This window comes from Streptomyces sp. CA-251387, from assembly GCF_050936625.1.
GTDB lineage: Bacteria > Actinomycetota > Actinomycetes > Streptomycetales > Streptomycetaceae > Streptomyces.
Genome location: NZ_JBNJMJ010000001.1, coordinates 9,206,057 through 9,220,197, shown reverse-complemented (window position 1 = coordinate 9,220,197; position 14,141 = coordinate 9,206,057). Strand labels below are relative to the sequence as shown.

Below are 14,141 nucleotides of genomic sequence, written 5' to 3'. Positions count from 1 at the left end.
CCAGTTCGATCGCCTCCAGCAGCATCAGCGGCTCCTCCGAGTCCGCACCGCCAGGACCGCCGTCTGAAGCTGCCGCCTGTCCCCACGCACGAAACACCGCCTTTCGTCCCAACTCATCCGCCCGGGGCCCCGGGCGTCGTGGCGCGCTTCTTGTCGTAAGGTCATCTGACCCCCTCGATTGTGGTCAGCAGAAGTCGGCAGTTGGTGACTGCCTCGTAGCTGCTGCGCAGGGGCTGATACCGGTAGGAGTGGCGGCGCGCTGACCACAGGCCTTTCCACGCGGCGTACGGCCGCATCGCGTCCACCCAAGTGCACTGCCCCAGCCAGTCCCGGGCTCGCATCGAACTTCGGAAATATCGGTGCAACTCGCGCTCCAGGACTGCACGGTCGAAGGCCGCGTAGGTGAGGCAGCGGCGGCGAAACAGGAGCTGCGCAAGGCGCGGGACGAACGCGGCGAACGGCGGGACCGTCGCGGCTTGCTGCTGGGTGAGGCCGTGCAGGGCTGTTGCTGCTGGAGTGATGCGGGCGTTGGGGTTGAGGTGTTCGTTGAAGAGCACGTTGCCGTGGCGGTCTGTCAGGCCGATCTGCACGGCCCACGGATCGGTGAGGTCGGTGGTCTGCACGTCGAGGACGACCAGGCGCGGATCGGTGAGGATGCCGCGAGCCCACCGCCTGACGCGTTCGTGATCTGTTCTCCATGAGGCGGGGCGGCGTAGCGCCCGGAGGGCGTGGTCCAGGTGTGGATGCTGCTCGCGAAGCGACTGCACGTGCCAGGTCCCTGCCATCGTCGCTGATGGACATGGCAGCGCGATGGCCTCCCTCAACGACCGACAGACAGCGGGTCCTTGGCGTCGCACGCCTCAGCGACGGAGGGGCTGCTGGCGTGTCATCGCGTCGGCCAGCTGCTGGCGGGCCACATACAGCGCCGCGTCCAACCGACGGGTGCCGGTGACGACACACAGCGTGTACAACGCGTCCTCAAGCTGTCGCCTGGTCTGCGCACTGCCACCGGACGGCAGGGCCCGTCCGGCGGAGCACAGGGTCCTACGCTCTGACCGTGATTAACCTCCAAGTTCGCAGCGAGATAGGCGAAGCGGGCCACTTGTCGTAACGCGTAACGACTGCCCGATGGTGTTTGAGCCGGTTGATGGTCCGCTCGGCTTCGTTGCGACGTTTGTAGAGTCGCAGGTAAGCGCGGTTACAGCGCGAGCTGTACGCCTTGTCGTCGCTGACGCGGTCCGGCCTGGCGCGGGGATGCCCGCCGCCAGGCCGGGCAACGCGGATGCGCGCGGGGACTTCGGTGAACTGGGGTGCGCCGCCCCCCTGGCCTGGACTGGCCTGCCCAGAAGGTGTCAGGGGACGGCAGCCGCCCTCACCGGCGAGGTGGATCTTGGAGGTCAGGCCGACTCGGGACCGTCGCGCTGGTAAGCCCGGCAGGTGGTGGGGTCAACGCCGACCATGTTCGGGTCAAGCCGCCCGCCAGGTCTGCATCGGGCTGCACGGCGTGCACGATCCGGTCCCAGGTGCCGGCGGTCGATCAGCGCCAGGGACGCTCGTGGACTGCCCTTCCCGTTGCCGAACCGCTTCGGAAGATGTCGCCAGGGGACACCGGCCTGGGCCGGAACAGGATGCCGCTGACCACCTGCCGGTGATCAGTCCACCGTCCGCCGCGCAGCCCGGCGACGGGCAGGTGCGGCTCCAGAGACATCTGCGGAAACACAAACACCATCACGGGACACCGGGTCACCGGGTTTGGGTTGCGGCGCGGGACGTGAGGTGTTCCCAGTTGCGGTGCGCGATGTCGGCCTTCTCCTCGTCGGTGAACGGGGCGTCCTCCAGGAAGGAACGAGCGACGCCGGCGCTGGTGTCCAGGAAGGGGAAGCCAGCGGGGCGGAACCCGTAGGTGAAGGGGTAGTCGGTGGAGTACAGCATCCGTTCGGTCCCCACGACCTCAGCTGCCCAGCGGAAGTAGCGGGGGCTGACCGTGCCGCTACCGGCGACCCAGAAGTTCTGCTGGAAGTAGTCGGCGAGCGGGCGAGCCAGGCCGCCGGCGTCGGCGAGGCACCCGACGTGGTCGAGGTAGAAGAGCACAACCTCTCCCCAGTGGCCGGCGATCACCTGGAGATCGGGGTACCGGTCGAAGACGCCGGAGAAGATCATCCGCAGGTACTGCACGCCCAGGTCGTAGTACCAGCCGATCCCAGGCCCTGCCAGCGCTGTCCCGACGGGACCGATGTTCGAGTAGTAGGCGTCGATCACCGCCTGCACAGGCATCTGCGGGTGGAAGTGGAGAGGGACCCGCAGTCGCTCAGCGGCGGCGTACAGCTCGTCGTACCCGGGATCGTCGGCGAGCTTGGATCCGGTGCGACCGTAGAGCATGGCGCCCGGGAAGCCCAGTTCGGTGACCGCCCGCTCCAGCTCCGCAGCCGCGGCCGACGGCGACTGAGTGGGGATCGCCGCGAATGCCTGGAACCGGTCGGGCCTGCCGGCCACGATCTCCGCGAGCTGGTCGTTGGTGTCGCGGGCCACGGCGACGGCATCCGAGTCGGGCAGGTTCTGCACGCCCGGCGTCGAGATCGACAGCACCGCCACGTCGACTCCCTGGTCGTCCATGTGCGCCAGCCTCAACTCCGAGGTGTCTCGCAGCCGCTGGGCGATGGGGCTGTCGCCGAACCCCAGGTTCGGCAGCTCCGGCACTCCGGACCGCGACCACGCCTCCATGATCGCGGGCAGGACGACGTGCTCTTCCAATGCAGTGATCCGCAGTCGGTCGGACATGCGATGCTCCTCAACGATCGATTTCCAATGGAAACATCGAGAGCGTATCACTGATACGAACGTTGGAAGCGTTGATTCGGTATCATTGATACATGTCACCTCCATTGAGCGGGAGCAGCGCAGCCGACGCTGCGGCCATCGGTCGCGAACAGGCCCGGCAGCGGGTCATCGAGGCCGCCATCGGCCTGCTGACGCGCGGGGGCCGCGACGCGGTCACCACTCGCGCGGTCGCTGATGCGGCGGGCCTGCAGCCACCGGCCATCTACCGGCTGTTCGGCGACAAGGACGGGCTGCTCGACGCGGTGGCCGAGCACGGCTTCGCCGCGTTTCTCGCCACCAAGCGCGTCGACCCCGACCCGGCGGACCCGATCGAGGACCTGAGAGCCGGCTGGGACGTCGCGGTCGAGTTCGGCCTGGCTAATCCCGCGCTGTACACACTGATGTACAGCGAACCCACGAGGGCCACCTCGGCGGCCTTCAAAACCGGCATGGAGATCCTGAGGGGCCGTATCCGGCGCCTCGCCGCCGGCGGCTGGCTCCGGGTCAACGAGGAACTCGCGGCCCAGATCATCCATGCCACGTCGCGCGGCGCGGTGCTCACCTGGCTGTCCCTGCCCAAGGACCGGCGTAACCCGGCCCTTTTGACCACTCTGCGGGAAGCCATGGTCGCCGCCGTCACCAACCAACAGCCGGCCGTGCAAGACGCCGGCCCGGCAGGCGCCGCCCGCGCCTTGCACGCCGCACTGCCCGAACAGACGACCCTCAGCAGCGCGGAGCAGGATCTGCTGAGGGAGTGGCTGGCCCGCCTTGCCGCCGACGGGTGAAGTGCCGACGCTCGTGCGTTCGCCCCTGCGATGAGGCGCTCCTGCACCGCCTCACCGCCGGGCACCTGTACGCGGGCACCGTCGTGATCCCGCGAGGCCGGCATCCGTCCCACTACGCGCCGCGTGCCGGGGTCGTCCTGGTCGAGCCGGAGAAGGTCATCGCCGAAGCGGAGTTGGCGCAGGAGTTGGGACACCAGGTGGGCGTCTTTCTTCCTGCCGCCTTCGCCGACGCTGTGGTGAAGGCGCACGCGGTGGTGACGGTCCCCGGTTCGTTGGCCCTCTATGCGCGCGGGCTGTACGGGTTCCTGCGCGAACTCGACCGGCAGGGCTGCGACCTCATCGTCGCCTCCTTGCCGGTGGAGGAGGGGCTGGGACCGGCGATCGCCAACCGGCTCCGCCGCGCCGCGGGGCCGGCCCCGGCCCACCGTGTAACGGGCACCGACGCCCTGCCCCTACTGCGCCCAGATGCGGGGACCGGGCGGATTGGTGACGGAATCGGCTGAGCTCCCGCCGGTCTGGCAGGCCGGGCACAGCACGTGCCGCCCGCCGTCGGTCACGACCGTTCCCCATCCCCGGCACACCTCGCAGCCCGCAGCGGAGGGGGTGCTGGGCGCGTGGTCGGCTCCGTGAGCCATCGGGCGGTGCCATTCCGGAGGAGATCGACCAGGGGCAACTCACGCCAGGGAAGCCGGATGGTCAGGACGCGGCCGGGACCTCCGCATCGAGGCCGCGTGAGGCAATGATCTGTGCACTGCCGTCGGCCAGCCGGTAGGACAGCCCCAGCACGCCAAGACGGCCTGCGGCCACCCGCTCGGCCAGGACACGGGAGCGTTCCAGCAGAAGGTCCACAGTGTGCTCGATGTGCTCGGCCAGGATCTCGTCGGCCTGGTCGCGTCCGGCGGCGCGGGCCGCCAGCACGCTCGGGGTCACCCGTTCGACAACGTCACGGACGAAGCCGCCGGGCACCCTGCCACCGTCGGCTGCGGCACAGGCTGCTGCGATGGCTCCGCACGAGTCGTGGCCGAGCACGACGACGAGCGGGGCGTCGAGCACGCTCACGCCGTACTCGATGGAACCGAGGACTTCTGCACCAGCGACATGCCCCGCGGTGCGCACCACGAACAGGTCGCCCAGACCGCGGTCGAAGATGATCTCGGCGGCCAGCCGCGAGTCGGAGCACCCGAACAGCACGGCGAAGGGCTGCTGGGCCGGTGCGATCTCGGTGCGGCGTATGGCGTCCTGGTTCGGGTGCTCGGGGATGCCGGAGACGAAACGCTGGTTACCGGCCATGAGCAGCTCGAAGGCGTCGCGGGGCGTCGGGTTCTGGATCTCGGTCATGGCCGCAGCCTACGAGCCGGCATCAGCCGTCGCACCGCCTGGCCTCCTCGGTCATCGCCGGGTCGGCCGATGCCGACGGCTTGGGCAGCATCCCCAGTCGCTGGGTCAGGACGGCCTCGATGCGAAACCTCAGCGCGCGGCCCTGCTGCCTCGCCCCATACGGCCACTGGTCCAGAACCCGCCGTTCTTCGTCCACACCCGCCCAACGAGCGAGGCACTGCCCGCGCCGTCGGCCGAACGTGGGCGGACCGCCCACCAGTCGCGGGGCCGGACGCAGTGGCACAGTGACATCAAGTCTCATCGGCATTGATCACGTAGACGACCGCCGAGTGGCTCCCCAAACTCGCGTGAAGTGACCGTCCACGGAAAGTGACAGCCGGCCTCCGAGATGCTCATGCCCCGCGACCTATCGGACCCGCTCGTAGCTGACAGTGGTGGTCGGGCATTCCTCGGCCAGGCGGTTCAACGCGTCCCGCTCGCCGGCAGCCAGTCCGCCGGGTCCTTCTCCGCCTTGGACCAGTTGGACGTCCCGGAGACGGCGATCAGGCTGTTCGGCGCGCCCTGGTCGTTGGCGTACGCCTCACGCCGCGCCGCCGTCCACGCCCCAGCCCCGGAATCCCACGCCTCAGCGAGCGGGACCATGTGGTCGACGTCGAGCGACGCCGCCGAAGTGACCCACACCTGGTCGTACTCCGACCATCACCGCCCGCCGGTCAGCGCGCACTTCGGCCCGACTACCGGGGCCAGCAACGCCTCGGCAAGGATGACCTCCCCGGGTGTCACAGCCGTCCGTGGCGTTCAGCCCCTTGTTCCAGTACTTGAACTCCGCTTAGAAGTACGGTCAGTCGTCTCTTCACCAGACCGAGAGCCGGAAACTACCGAGCGCCCATCCGGCCTGGGCTGACCGCGGCGGCTTCGGGGCCACCGATGAAAAGCGCCCGGCCAGGTCGGCAGTACCGGATGCATACGGCTACAAGGAAGGACCTGCTATGGCGGCATACGTCTACTTGAACGGCGTCTGTACCTGGTACGACGAACAAGGAGCGGGGAAGCCGCTCGTCCTGTTCCACCCCGGCGGTGTTGGGGTCGACTCACAGGCATTCGGGCCGAATCTGCAGGCACTGAGCTCGCACTTCCGGGTCCTTCTGCCGGAGCGGCGCGGCCACGGACACTCGCCCGACACCGACGACCCCTACAGCTATGACCTGATGGCCGACGACATGATCCTCTTCCTGGAGCAGGTGGTCGGCGGTCCCGCGCGATTGCTCGGGATGAGTGATGGGGCGATCGTCGCCCTGACGGTGGCCGTGAAGCGGCCGGACCTGGTGCAGCGGTTGATCTGCGTTGGCGGCGTTTTCCACAACGCCGGCTGGGCCGAAGGGGTGATCAACCCTGACCCCGAACCACCGGACTTTCTGATTGGCCATTACGGCGACGTCTCCCCCGACGGGGAAGGCCACTTCGCAGTCGTAGCCGAAAAACTCAACCAGATGCACTCCGCCGGGCCCAAATTCACCACGGACGACCTGAAGAAGATCCATTGCCGCACGCTGGTCATGGTGGGCGACGACGACGAAGTCATGCTTGAGCACGCCATCGACTTCTACCGAGGTCTTCCCGAAGGCGAGCTGGCAATCGTCCCCGGCACCTCGCACGGCCTGCTCGTGGAGAAACCGGAGCTCTGCAACCAGATCATCGTTGACTTTCTGACGTCAGACCCCGTGCCGACCCTCGCACCGATTCGGCGGGCGCCGGCGTAGAACTGTGGCGGCTCCATCGGTCCAGGACGAGCCATGGCGGCAACCCGTCTGATGCGACGAGCCGGAACAGCGCGGGCGTCAGCAGCCTCGATGATCCGTGTTTCCGCAGGCGCCAGGATCCGCCCGCCGTACCAGTCCGCGAGAGGTACGAGCGTGGTGGTCTCCCGGGCGCGTACCACGGTGGCTCGGGTCCGGACATGGCGTTTCCGACCAATGTCGCCCCCTTCTGTGTGCTTCGTGTCGCGTTGGGGGGAAAGGATCATGCACCTGATTCGGTCGGAGGGCTAGAGGCGTGACCTGCTCAGCCTTCCGCGAGAGTGGAGGAATGACTGACAGTGCTGTCGCACGCACTGCCTGCAGATCTATCGTTGACCACGGGCGATTGGGGGTCGTCGTAGTGCGGGACACGCGGCTGGTGCAGACAGCAGTGATCGGAGACGAGCACTCGGACGTGCCCGTCGTACTGCCGGCCGAAGCCATCGAGCTGGACGGGTTCCGCCGCTCTCACGTCCACGACACGTTCTGGTGCGGGCTCCTGCTCGGCGGATGCGGAGCCCAGCTCGCCCACAAGCTGTACGTCGACAGTCAGTCGTCCCTGTCAAGTACAGCGTGTTGAACCCAAACGCACATGGATGCTCTGGCCAGGGGCGGGTCAGATGGTGCACGCAGCACGAGCGAGGCTGCGACCGGCCTCTGGTTCAGGTCGCAGCCTCGCTCATGCCGGAGGTTGCTATTGCAGTCAGCAACCTCCGGAGGACGCGCGTATCTGGAGCGCCACCGGGGAGTCGCAGCAACCGCCTTTTGACGCTTCGGTCCCGGACAGGGGCAGCTCGACTTCAGCGGCTTCCTGGTCGGGGGTGAACGCGGTGCTCGCGGGGTGGTCTGCTTGCTGTGGCCCGGCTGTTGTGCGGTCAGCCGGCGGAGACAGCCTCAGCGGGGTCTGTCTCGTCCGCGATCGCGGAGGGTGTGTTCTTGGGGCCGCGGAGGGCGATGTAGATGAACAGGGCGCCCATGATGACGGAGCCTGCCCACATGGCCTGCTGCCAGCCGTCGACGAATGACTGCTGCGCCGCGTGGAGCACGTCTGGTGCGTGTGGTCCGGTGCTGCCCGCCACCGCAACGGCGGTGGCGACGCCTTCCCGGGCGGTGTCCGCAGCGCCTTGGGGGATGCCGTGCAGCCTGTCGTCGATGGCGTTGCGGTAGCCGGCGGACACGAGTGCGCCGAGCAGGGCGACGCCGAGTGCGGTGCCGAATTCGCGGGTGACGTCGTTGAGGGCGGAGGCGACGCCCTGCTTCTCGCGCGGCAGGGAGGCGGTGATGGCCTCCGTGGACGGGGTCATCGACAGGCCCATGCCGACGCCCATGGCGAGCAGGCCGGGCAGGACGGACAGGTAGCCGCCGCTGACGGAGACGAACAGCGCCATGAGCGCCATGCCGATGCTTGCCAGTGCGATGCCCACGACCATGGTCGAGCGTGCGCCGATCCCTGCGGCCAGCTTGGGGGCCAGGCCGGAGGCCATCATCATCGCGAGGGCCATGGGCATCATCGCGACCGTGGACAGCAGGCCCGACCAGCCGAGTACGGCCTGGAAGAACGGGAAGAGGACCACGCCGATGCCCGCCTGGACACCGAAGACCACCAGAAGCGTGATCGAGCCGCCCGACAGTCCGCGCTCCCGGAACAGGCGCACGTCCAGCAGGGAGGCGTCGCGGCGGTGCAGCTCCCAGGCTACGAAACCGATGGTGGCGATGAGGCCGACGGTCAGGCTGATCAGCGTCTCGGGCGCGGTCCAGCCGCGTTCGGGGCCCTCCTGCAGGACGAAGATGAGGCCGACCACAGCGAAGCTGGAGACCAGCGCGCCGACGGTGTCGAATCGATGGGCCGAGGTCTCGCGGGAGTTGGGAACCGACTTCAGCGTCATGGCCAGCGCCACGAGGACCAGGACCGCGGGCAGGACGAACAGCCAGCGCCATTCGGCGACGTCGACGAGGAGCGCGGAGAGGAACATGCCCAGGATGCCGCCGCCTCCGGCGACACCGGTCCACACGCCGATCGCCTTGCCGCGCTGGTCTTCGGGGAAGGTGGAGGTGATGACGGCGAGCGTGATCGGCATGATCATGGCGGCGCCGATGCCGCTGGCCACGCGGGCGGCGAGCATCACTTCCGCCGTCGGGGCCAGGCCCGCGACCACGGTAGCAATGCCGAACACGCTCAGTCCGGCGACAAGCACGGGCTTGCGGCCCAGGCGGTCGCCCAGGGCGCCGAGCGGCAGCAGCAGCGCGGCCAGGGCGAGGGTGTAGATGTTGATGATCCACAGAACCGTGCTCTGGGAGGCGGCGAATTCCACGGCCATGTGGGTCTGCGCAACGTTCAGCCCGGTCACCGAGGCGATGACCGCCATCAGGGCGATGGAGACGGTGGTCAGGATCGTGCGCAGCTGACGCGCGTCGGGGGCGCCCCGGCCGCCGGCTTGCGTGGCCGGTACGGGCTGGTTCGTACTCATGGATTCCTCTCAAAAGGGCATGCTGAGTCAGCGCCGGAGCAGGGCCGGTCGCCGGGTGAAGGGGGTGGGCGGGGCCCGTGCCCCGCACGCATCGAGGGCGTGCAGCGGCTGGTGCCGCGCCGGATGCCAGAGGGCGGGAGTTGCGCCCTGGGCTGCGGCGAGGGCCGCGTCGGTGTCTGCGGTGGCCAGCACGCTGTTGATGTGGGAGCCGGCCAGGGCGCCGGCCGCCGCGGAGGCGCCGACCTGGGCGGCAAGGTCGGTGGCGTTGCCTGCCGCCCACACGCCCGGCACCTCGGTGGTGCCCGCCATGCCGGTGGCGATGCCGCGGGCCATGTTGTCGGGCAGGTCCTGCATCGGCGGCTTCAGACCGTCCAGGCCCTCGGCGCGGTCTTCCATCCGGGCGGCGACCGCGAGGACGCGGCGGGCCACGACCTGGCCGTCGGCCAGGCGCACGCCGGCGAGGGTGCCGTCCTCGCTGTTGACGACCTCCTGCACCGGGGTGTCGACGATGCGGATGTTGCGGGCGGCAAAGCGGGCGCGGGTGGCCTCATCCGGGTGAGTGCCGTGGCTGAAGTAGGTCAGGTCCTCGGTCAGCTACCGGAACAGGAATGCGTGGCCGATGGAGGCCGGGCCGGTGGCGAGGATGCCGATGGGCTGATCGCGCACCTCCCAGCCGTGGCAGTACGGGCAGTGGACCACACCGTGGCCCCAGTGCTCGGCGAGGCCGGGGACCTCGGGCAGCACGTCCTTCAGGCCGGTGGCCACCAGGACCCGGCGCGCACTCACGCTCAGTCCGTCGGCCAGGGTGATGGTGAACCGCAGATCCCCGTCCGTCGACGGGGCGGCGGGCTCGGCCGAGGTCACCTCACCGAAGACGACGCGCCCTCCGAACTGGCGCACTTGCTCCCGGCCTCGCTGAAGGATCTCGGGGGGAGGGGTGCCGTCCAGGACGATGAAGCCGTGTATGGCCTCGGCGGGCGCCTTGCGTGGGGAGCCGCTGTCGATCACGACGACCGAGCGGCGGGAGCGGGCGAGCATCGCCGCACCGTTCAGCCCGGCCGCGACCCCGCCGATCACCACCGCATCGACGGTCCCACCGGGCAGTGCGTCACTCGCGTATGGAGAAGTTGTCACAGCCATGGCCTCCTGCCTTTCCTCGTCCACTGGTCCCAGACGTTGCGGACCAGCCGCACACGACGTTAAGCCGGAGTTGCGTCAAAGGCATACACTGTTGCTCATGACGCAAGAAGATGGAGATCTGGACAGCCTCGTACGCAAACGCATCCGTGCCTTGCGGGTGGCGCAGGGCTGGTCGCTGGAGGAATTGGCCTCCCGCGCCCACCTCAGCCAGTCCTCACTGAGCCGCATCGAGAACGGCCAGCGCCGCCTCGCACTGGATCAGCTGGTCACCCTCGCCCGCGCCCTGGACACCACACTCGATCAGCTCGTGGAGACCGCCACCGACGACGTCGTCACCAGCCCGACGATCGACAGCACCCACGGCCGGATGCGCTGGACCATCAAGGCCGACCCCGGGATGAGCGTGGTGCGCCAGCGCATGACCGAACCGCCCCCCGAGAACCCGGCGCGCATGCGTGCCCACCCGGGGCGCGAATGGCTCGTCGTCCTGTCCGGCACGGCGATCCTCATGCTCGGCCACCGCCGTTTCCGGCTCGAGACCAACCAGGCCGCCGAGTTCCCCACGATGATGCCGCACGCGATCGGCGCCGACGGCGGGCCCTGCGAGATCCTGGGCATCTTCGACCGCGACGCCCGCCGCGGGCACCAGAGCGACAGTGGCGACGACACCCAGGGCGCTCCCGAGTGACCGTGAGGCCGCGCGACGGCCTTCCCTGGCGGTGGCATCTTGCGCGTCGGGCAGCGCCCTCGACCATCACCTTGCGTAAACAGGGACACTTCATGCTGTAGGCGCATATCCATCTTAGTGTGAAGAGCATGAACCACGCACACACCGACACCCCCCACCACGGCGCTTCGCACGGTCACCACCACGAGCACGCAATGGACGGCCAGGCGGAGATCCTCGACCTGGACGCCGAGGTCCTCGCCGAGCACACCGCCTCCATCACCGCATGGCTGCCGCTGCAGTCCGTCCCGCACCGCATCGTGGACCTGGGCTGCGGCACGGGCGCGGGCACCTTCGCCCTCTTGGACCGCTTCCCCGACGCGCATGTCACCGCCGTCGACGCCTCCGCCGAACTCCTGCAGCGCCTGCGCACCACGGCGTGCACCCGCGGCGTCCAGGAGCGCGTACGCACGGTGCAGGCCGACCTCGACGACGATGCCTGGCCCGACCTCGGCTCACCAGACCTGGTCTGGGCATCGGCCTCGATGCACCACATGGCCCACCCCGACCGCGCACTGCGCACCGTCCACGACACGCTCGCGCCCGGCGGCCTGTTCGCCGTCGTCGAACTGGCCGGCCACCCCCGCTTCCTGCCCGAAAGCGCCTCCGAGGACCAGCCCGGCCTGGAAGAGCGCGTCCACGCCGCAGCCGACCGCCGCCAAGCCGAACACATGCCCCATCGCGGCGCCGACTGGGGCCCGCTGCTGACCGCCGCCGGCTTCACCGTCGAGGGCGAACGCACCATCGCCGTGAACCTCGAAGGCTCCCGCAGCGAAGCGATCGGCCGCTACGCCACCGGCGTCCTGCAGCGCATCCGCAGCGTCATCGCAGACAGACTCTCCCCCGAGGACCTCACCGCGCTCGACCAGCTCCTCGACACCAGCAGCCCGCACAGCATCCTGCGCCGCGACGACCTGACGGTACGCACCGAGCGCACCGTCTGGGCCGCCCGCCGCATCTGACCACGGATGGTTCCTCCCGCCAGGGCGGGCCCGCCTCCGAGCCCGCGGGCGGTGAACGGCCGGGTACGCCTTTCGTCCCGCTGATCAGCTGCACTTTGCGGCGAAGCCACCACTTGCACGGGACATCGGGCAGCGACTCAGTGGCTTCGGCCTGGTGCGGCTGGGTCGGCAGCGCCCGGACCGGGGAGCCCGGCTGCGACAGGGCATGGAGCAGCTGCCGGTTGTGCGCGGTCAGTTGGTTCACAGCGCGGACGAAGTGCTCGACGTCGGTCCGCAGCTGGGCCAGCTCGGTGGCGTCCTTGGCGCAGAGCTCCTTCAGTTTGACGATCTTCTGGCGCAGACGGATCTCGGAGTGCGGCGCCTGCCCGCGCGCTCTGACCTGCGCGTAGAAGTCGTTCTTGAGGTCGAGGTGGCGCTGGGTGAGCGCGTTGCGCGGGACGCCGGCTTCCTGGGCCAGGGCGACGATCGTCAGCGCGCCGTTGGAGTGCTGCGAGGCTCCCTGCAGGATGCGGTCCATGGCCGCGCGGATACGGTCGCGTTCCTCGGGGGCGCGGCTCATGAGGTGCCGTCCTGGAGTGTGGCGCGGGTGCGGTGGTGGGCGTCGGCGAGGTCGCGCAGACGGGTGGCGTTGTCGCGCAGTCGCGCGCCCAGCGGGCCGGGGACGTGGCCGGCCTGCTGGTCAAGCGCGGTGGCGCGGCGACGGAGGCCGGCGGCGTGCTGATCGGTGCGGGCGATGTTCGCGCAGGCTGGGACGCACTGGTCGAGGCTGGGGGTGTTCTTGAGGCCGCAGTGGCACAGGGCCTTGTCGCGCTTGTAGACGCACATCAGCAGCGTATGGGGATTGTCGTAGACGGCCAGGTGGGGGTTGGCGAGGACCTGGCGGGCCTGCCGGGCGGTGATGACGGTGCCGGTGTCCTGGGGTGCGGTTGCGGCGGCTGTGATGGCCCGGCGGGCGGCGGGCCCGGAGCTGCCGAGGCCGTCCTCGAGAGCGGCATTCAGGTCGGCGACGGTGTCGATGGTGGCGCGGGCCGTCTCGACGTCGAGGAGGTCGTGGATGCCGTCCCGGCTGCGTGCCAATGGTGGAGTCGGGTATTGGAACTGTCGGAATGTCTGACGCGTGTGTGCGGCGCGCATCGGCTTGGGCCGGTTTGTCTGTCTTGACTGATGCGACGTACGGCGGCCTCTACAGTGCTATCGGTGGCCAGCGAGTTCGGGGGTGCGGGTGGCGCGTGTGGTGGCGGTCCATGGGATCGGCAAGCAAGTACTGGGCGAGGAAACGCTCCTGACGGAGTGGTGGCCCGCGATGGCCGATGGGTTGCGCCGCGCTGGGGAGGATGGCGCGGTTGCGCGGTCGGACGTGGCGATGGCGTTCTACGGGGATGTCTTCCGTCCGGCGGGGCAGCTTCTCGCTGTGGGCGATCCTCGGTACCGTGCCGCAGATGTCGGTGAGGGTTTCGAGCGGGAGTTGCTGCTGGCGTGGTGGCGGGCGGCGGCGGAGACCGATCCGGCGGTGGTGCCCCCGGATGCGGCGGATACGCTGGTGACGACGCCGCGGTCGGTGCAGGCGGCGTTGCGGGCGCTTTCGGCGTCGCGCTTCTTCGCCGGGGTGGCGCTGCGCGCGATGGTCTTCGACGTGAAACAGGTGCACCGGTATCTGCTCGACCCGGGCGTGCGGGCTCAGGCCCGAGGCCGGGTGCTGGCGGCTCTGGGCGAGGACACCCGGGTGGTGGTGGCCCACTCCCTGGGGTCGGTGGTCGCCTATGAGGCGTTGTGCGCCCGGCCCGGGCACCAAGTGCGGGCTCTGGTCACCCTCGGCTCGCCACTGGGCATCCCGAACCTGATCCTGCACCGGCTGGAGCCGAAGCCACAGGAGCTAGGCGGCACGGCGCGGGGCATCTGGCCGGGAGGGGAGCGCCTTGCGTGGACGAACCTCGCCGACCAGGATGATGTCGTGGCCTTGGTGAAGGACCTGCGCCCGGCGTTCGGCAATGCCGTGCGCTCGGCGCTGGTCCACAACGGTTCTCACGCGCACGACGCGACCGCGTACCTGACCGACGCGCTGTGCGGGCGAGCGATCGTGGCGGGCCTGGAATGAGTACCTCGGCGAC

At 69.4% G+C, this 14,141-nt stretch carries 14 protein-coding genes and 4 pseudogenes; 7 read left to right on the top strand and 11 right to left on the bottom strand.

Going from position 1 to position 14,141, the window contains the following annotated elements:
• Positions 1-161: 161 nt before the first annotated feature.
• The 4 genes and pseudogenes from ACQEV2_RS41230 to ACQEV2_RS41215 all read right to left on the bottom strand — a co-directional run bounded on the left by ACQEV2_RS41230 (position 162) and on the right by ACQEV2_RS41215 (position 2,778).
• Positions 162-767, bottom strand: coding sequence for a 3'-5' exonuclease (locus tag ACQEV2_RS41230; protein ID WP_433053942.1), 606 nt, complete (start codon positions 765-767; stop codon positions 162-164).
• A gap of 93 nt (positions 768-860) precedes the next feature.
• Positions 861-1,019 carry a DUF5133 domain-containing protein gene (locus ACQEV2_RS41225; protein WP_433055202.1) on the bottom strand — a complete coding sequence of 53 codons (159 nt, stop codon included), beginning with the start codon at positions 1,017-1,019 and terminating at the stop codon, positions 861-863.
• Positions 1,020-1,044: 25 nt separating this feature from the next.
• Positions 1,045-1,708, bottom strand: a pseudogene (locus ACQEV2_RS41220) (transposase).
• A 35-nt stretch (positions 1,709-1,743) separates the two neighbouring features.
• Positions 1,744-2,778, bottom strand: a complete 1,035-nt coding sequence (locus ACQEV2_RS41215) for an amidohydrolase family protein (protein WP_433053939.1) — start codon at positions 2,776-2,778, stop codon at positions 1,744-1,746.
• 92 nt (positions 2,779-2,870) lie between these two features.
• On the opposite strand from ACQEV2_RS41215, the gene ACQEV2_RS41210 reads away from it, so the two are divergent.
• Entirely contained in the window at positions 2,871-3,602 is a 732-nt protein-coding gene (locus tag ACQEV2_RS41210; protein WP_433053936.1) for a TetR/AcrR family transcriptional regulator, read from the top strand.
• Positions 3,603-3,697: 95 nt separating this feature from the next.
• Positions 3,698-4,105 (top strand): annotated as a pseudogene (locus ACQEV2_RS41205) (Sua5 family C-terminal domain-containing protein); the annotation flags it as partial.
• Positions 4,106-4,298: 193 nt separating this feature from the next.
• On the opposite strand, the gene ACQEV2_RS41200 reads toward ACQEV2_RS41205, so the two are convergent.
• From ACQEV2_RS41200 to ACQEV2_RS41190, 3 genes and pseudogenes are all read right to left on the bottom strand, one after another.
• Entirely contained in the window at positions 4,299-4,940 is a 642-nt protein-coding gene (locus ACQEV2_RS41200) for a carbonic anhydrase (RefSeq protein WP_433053933.1), read from the bottom strand.
• A 22-nt stretch (positions 4,941-4,962) separates the two neighbouring features.
• On the bottom strand, positions 4,963-5,136 hold the full coding sequence (locus ACQEV2_RS41195) for a hypothetical protein (RefSeq protein WP_433053930.1): 174 nt from the start codon (positions 5,134-5,136) through the stop codon (positions 4,963-4,965).
• A gap of 284 nt (positions 5,137-5,420) precedes the next feature.
• A pseudogene (locus ACQEV2_RS41190) lies at positions 5,421-5,763 on the bottom strand (GmrSD restriction endonuclease domain-containing protein); the annotation flags it as partial.
• A gap of 166 nt (positions 5,764-5,929) precedes the next feature.
• On the opposite strand from ACQEV2_RS41190, the gene ACQEV2_RS41185 reads away from it, so the two are divergent.
• Together ACQEV2_RS41185 and ACQEV2_RS41180 are read left to right on the top strand one after the other, a co-directional pair.
• The gene (locus ACQEV2_RS41185) at positions 5,930-6,700 is read left to right on the top strand and encodes an alpha/beta fold hydrolase (protein WP_433053927.1); all 771 of its coding nucleotides are present in this window, start codon (positions 5,930-5,932) and stop codon (positions 6,698-6,700) included.
• Positions 6,701-7,115: 415 nt separating this feature from the next.
• On the top strand, positions 7,116-7,316 hold the full coding sequence (locus ACQEV2_RS41180; protein ID WP_433053924.1) for a hypothetical protein: 201 nt from the start codon (positions 7,116-7,118) through the stop codon (positions 7,314-7,316).
• Positions 7,317-7,611: 295 nt separating this feature from the next.
• Here ACQEV2_RS41180 and ACQEV2_RS41175 read toward each other — a convergent pair whose 3' ends face one another.
• Entirely contained in the window at positions 7,612-9,204 is a 1,593-nt protein-coding gene (locus ACQEV2_RS41175) for an MFS transporter (protein ID WP_433053921.1), read from the bottom strand.
• 135 nt (positions 9,205-9,339) lie between these two features.
• Positions 9,340-10,344: pseudogene (locus ACQEV2_RS41170) on the bottom strand (NAD(P)/FAD-dependent oxidoreductase); the annotation flags it as partial.
• Between the two features lie 97 nt (positions 10,345-10,441).
• On the opposite strand from ACQEV2_RS41170, the gene ACQEV2_RS41165 reads away from it, so the two are divergent.
• Both ACQEV2_RS41165 and ACQEV2_RS41160 read left to right on the top strand, forming a co-directional pair.
• On the top strand, positions 10,442-11,032 hold the full coding sequence (locus ACQEV2_RS41165) for a helix-turn-helix domain-containing protein (protein WP_363112803.1): 591 nt from the start codon (positions 10,442-10,444) through the stop codon (positions 11,030-11,032).
• A 128-nt stretch (positions 11,033-11,160) separates the two neighbouring features.
• The gene (locus tag ACQEV2_RS41160) at positions 11,161-12,033 is read left to right on the top strand and encodes a class I SAM-dependent methyltransferase (RefSeq protein ID WP_433053918.1); all 873 of its coding nucleotides are present in this window, start codon (positions 11,161-11,163) and stop codon (positions 12,031-12,033) included.
• Here ACQEV2_RS41160 and ACQEV2_RS41155 read toward each other — a convergent pair.
• Both ACQEV2_RS41155 and ACQEV2_RS41150 read right to left on the bottom strand, forming a co-directional pair.
• Complete coding sequence (locus tag ACQEV2_RS41155) at positions 11,924-12,592, bottom strand: hypothetical protein (RefSeq protein WP_433053915.1); 669 nt, start codon at positions 12,590-12,592, stop codon at positions 11,924-11,926. The genes ACQEV2_RS41160 and ACQEV2_RS41155 overlap by 110 nt on opposite strands.
• Positions 12,589-13,110 (bottom strand): hypothetical protein, encoded by a 522-nt coding sequence (locus tag ACQEV2_RS41150; protein ID WP_433053912.1) that lies wholly within the window; start codon positions 13,108-13,110, stop codon positions 12,589-12,591. Before ACQEV2_RS41150 ends, ACQEV2_RS41155 begins: the two co-directional genes overlap by 4 nt.
• 145 nt (positions 13,111-13,255) lie before the next feature.
• Between ACQEV2_RS41150 and ACQEV2_RS41145 the strand changes: the two genes are divergently transcribed.
• On the top strand, positions 13,256-14,128 hold the full coding sequence (locus ACQEV2_RS41145; protein ID WP_433053909.1) for a hypothetical protein: 873 nt from the start codon (positions 13,256-13,258) through the stop codon (positions 14,126-14,128).
• Positions 14,129-14,141: the final 13 nt, after the last annotated feature.